At 39.4% G+C, this 711-nt stretch carries 1 protein-coding gene; it reads left to right on the forward strand.

Going from position 1 to position 711, the window contains the following annotated elements; translation table 11 throughout:
- Nucleotides 1-94 precede the first annotated feature (94 nt).
- A partial coding sequence (locus HC175_RS15875) for a type I restriction enzyme subunit R domain-containing protein (protein WP_438865946.1) occupies nt 95-711 on the forward strand: 617 nt, incomplete at its 3' end.

Raw genomic sequence — 711 nt, forward strand, 5'->3', positions numbered from 1 at the left:
CATTATCGCAAACCACAGCCGAAAAACGCACAGCAAGCGATTTACGGCCATTTTCTGTGTTCCGAATGTCAATACCTTAATTGAATACTACAAGCTGTTTAAATCAAAAAAATTGAATGGGGATCATGATCTTAAAATAGGAACTATTTTCTCCTATCAGGCTAATGAAGAAGATGCAGATGCTATGGGGATAATTGAAGCAGATCCGGGAGATATGCAGCAGGCAGCCGAAGATCCGACCGATTACGAAACCAAACACAGCAAAGAGCACCTGGAAGATTTTATTCAAGATTACAATGAGATGTTTCAGCGGAACTACACAACCACCGATTTCTATTCTTACTATAAGGATATTGGGAAGAAGGTCAAGAATAAAGAACTTGATATTCTGCTTGTGGTGAATATGTTCCTAACAGGCTTCGACAGCAAGACCCTCAACACTATTTATGTTGATAAGAATTTACGCTACCATGGCTTGATTCAAGCCTATTCGAGGACAAACAGGATCTTGAATGAATTGAAATCCCAGGGGAATGTAGTTGCTTTCCGAAACCTGAAAAAAGCCACTGATGCAGCTATTACCCTATTCAGTAATAAAGATGCCATAGAGGACATAATTCTTCAACCATACGAGGACTATGTTTCAAAATTTGACAATGCTATAAAGCGACTATTAAAGATCGCTCCCACCGTTGACAGCGTAAATGAACT

The organism is Salinimicrobium oceani (genome assembly GCF_012037645.1).